We start from the raw sequence: 1614 nt of genomic DNA, 5'->3' as shown, positions 1-1614 counted from the left end.
CGCGTCTCTCGCGAATACACACGCCGGACGAGAATCGCGATACCGAGTCCTAATCCACTGCCGAGATAGAACAGCCCTGCAACGAGAAACGGTGAGATCGACCCGAGCAATGCTTTCGCTAACGGCGTCGCGCCGCCGAACAATGCGGCAGCGGCGAGCGCCGTGAAGATCGGACCAAAGCGCGTTGTCATGGAAATGACTTACGCCTGGCTCACAGCAAGGACTTGCCTTGCGCAAGAATCTTGTCGCATACCTGTTTGGTGATCTGCTCCTTGATGCCGCCGCCGCTCAGATCGAGCTTCTTGCCATCGCCGCTGTCCAGAATGCCTTTCGAGCCATCCGTATAGCCGCTATCGCTCGATGACGAACCACCCAGCTTGCTCATCAAGCCATCTTTCACGGACGATGCATCACCGCCGAGATAGTTGTTCTTGACGCAAAAGCCGAGCACGCCTGCCACATTGCCCGTGCTGCTCGATGTAAGCGACGACAAGGACGAACCGCCAGCAAGGCCGCCCAGACTGCCGAGGGCCGATCCGCCGCTACTGTTGCTGCCGCCTTGATTGAGGAGATTGCCGAGTTGCGCATGAGCGACCGGCATCGCGAATAGTGCGGCCACTGAAACAACGCAGGCCGGTAGAACACGTTTCAACGAATACATGGAACCCTCCCGAAAAGAGTTCCTAATATAGTGGGTTTCCGTTCATAGCGTGCATAAGCGTGATGCGCCCGAATCATTCAGCGGCGAGAATGAACTGATCGACCACGCCCTTTAAACGCAGTGTCTGATCCCTCAGGCTGTCTGTTGCAGCAGCGCTTTGTTCGACCAGCGCCGCGTTCTGTTGCGTCACTTCATCGAGTTGCTGAACGGCGTTGCAGACCTGCGAAATGCCGCCTGTTTGTTGACCGCTTGCGAGCGAGATCGTGCCAATCAACTCGCACATCTGCTGCGTATGCGTGACGACATGTTCGATACTGCTCTTTGCATCGGCGACGAGATTCACGCCTGTATCAACCTTGCCGGTGCTGTCTTCGATCAGCTTCTCGATCTCTTTGGCCGCATTGGCGGAACGTTGTGCGAGCGAGCGCACTTCCGTTGCGACCACCGCGAAGCCGCGTCCCTGATGTCCCGCGCGCGCGGCTTCCACCGCAGCATTCAACGCGAGAATCTTGGTCTGAAACGCAATGGTGTCCACCACCGAACTGATCACTGCAATCCGCTCCGAGGCCAGCGAAATATCCTTGATGGTCGCCACCACGCGGCCGACCGCGCTACCGCCTTCCGAGGCCACCGTCGATGCAGTTTGCGCGAGATGCGTAGCCTGTTCTGCGGTCTGCGAAGTATCGCGCACCGAACCCGTGATCTGCGCGATCGATACAGCCGTCTGCTGAAGACTCGTGGCCTGCTGTTCAGTACGCTGACTGAGATAGGTATTGCCCAATGCAATTTCCGACGATGCCGTGGCGATCGAGTTGGCCACTTCACGCACTTCGTTCATCGCATGCGACATCTTTTGCACGGCCTGCCTGAGCGCTTTCGCCGTGGGCGCGGTGACGGACAGATTGCCGACATCGAGACAAATCACGCCATTGCGATCCATATTGCGCACGATC

2 protein-coding genes and 1 pseudogene are annotated in these 1614 nt (G+C 57.9%); all 3 read right to left on the bottom strand.

Translation table 11 applies throughout. The features are described 5' to 3' along the window. Positions 1-191: pseudogene (locus P7F28_RS07670) on the bottom strand (EamA family transporter); the annotation flags it as partial. 20 nt (positions 192-211) lie between these two features. Then, positions 212-661, bottom strand: coding sequence for a DUF2501 domain-containing protein (locus tag P7F28_RS07665; protein ID WP_277183921.1), 450 nt, complete (start codon positions 659-661; stop codon positions 212-214). Between the two features lie 73 nt (positions 662-734). Continuing rightward, the coding region (locus P7F28_RS07660) for a methyl-accepting chemotaxis protein (protein ID WP_277183920.1) at positions 735-1614 on the bottom strand (880 nt) is incomplete at its 5' end.

Origin of the sequence: Caballeronia sp. BR00000012568055, assembly GCF_029439455.1 — a bacterium.
Taxonomy (GTDB): Bacteria; Pseudomonadota; Gammaproteobacteria; order Burkholderiales; family Burkholderiaceae; genus Caballeronia.
This window is presented reverse-complemented; position numbering and strand designations above follow the sequence as displayed.